Genomic DNA, 749 nt, shown 5'->3' on the forward strand with positions numbered 1-749 from the left:
AGGGCGCGTGCTGGCTGGCAACAGCACGCGCTTACCCGACGTCGGGGTCAATGCCGATTCGGGACTGGTCACAGCGCGGTGGGCACGTCGGCCAACGTGTCGGACGTTTCGCAGGCCCATGGACTGCTGCACGGCCATGAAGAGGAAGCGTTTGGCGACGCCGGCTACATCGGCGTGGACAAACGCGACGAAATGATGGACAAGCCCGTGAAGTGGCACGTGGCTGCCAAGCGCGGAAAGATCAGGGTCCGCTGAAGGATCTGGTGATCGCGCTTGAGAAAACCAAGGCGCAAAGTCATACGATGCGGATCACGCCGTCCTGCCCAATGCGCTGCCACGGCAGCACCAGGCCAGCCAGCTGTTCGTGCGTCAGCGCGTGCTGCTTCGGCTCACTGCCGGCGTGCGGCCAGACGAACTGTCCTTGATTCAGGCGTCGTGCTGCCAGCCAGATGCCGATCCCGTCATGAACGAGTACCTTCATTCGAGTGGCCCGACGGTTGGCAAACAGATAGGCGAGGTGCGGATGCGCGGCGCCGAACACCTTGACCACGCGCGCCAGTGCCGTGTCGAAGCCGGCGCGCATGTCCAGTGGATCGACAGCCAGCCAGACCTCGTCGACCCGGATCACCGCAGCCACCCGCGCAGCCAGGCTGCACACTGGGCTGCCTCCGATATCGGTCAGCTTACCGTGACTGTCTGATCTCCCCGACGCATTTCGATCCGAATCTCTGCCGAATGTGTGTTCCGGG

Annotated in this window: 1 protein-coding gene and 1 pseudogene; one reads left to right on the forward strand and one right to left on the reverse strand. The window is 63.7% G+C overall.

Features of this window, described 5'->3' with window-relative positions:
- A pseudogene (locus tag BMI01S_RS40510) lies at positions 1 to 293 on the forward strand (transposase); the annotation flags it as partial.
- A gap of 2 nt (positions 294 to 295) precedes the next feature.
- Here the strand turns inward: BMI01S_RS40510 and tnpB are convergent.
- The coding region (gene tnpB, locus BMI01S_RS37835; protein ID WP_156123934.1) for an IS66 family insertion sequence element accessory protein TnpB at positions 296 to 749 on the reverse strand (454 nt) is incomplete at its 5' end.

Source organism: Paraburkholderia mimosarum LMG 23256 = NBRC 106338 (genome assembly GCF_000739815.1).
GTDB classification, from domain to species: domain Bacteria; phylum Pseudomonadota; class Gammaproteobacteria; order Burkholderiales; family Burkholderiaceae; genus Paraburkholderia; species Paraburkholderia mimosarum.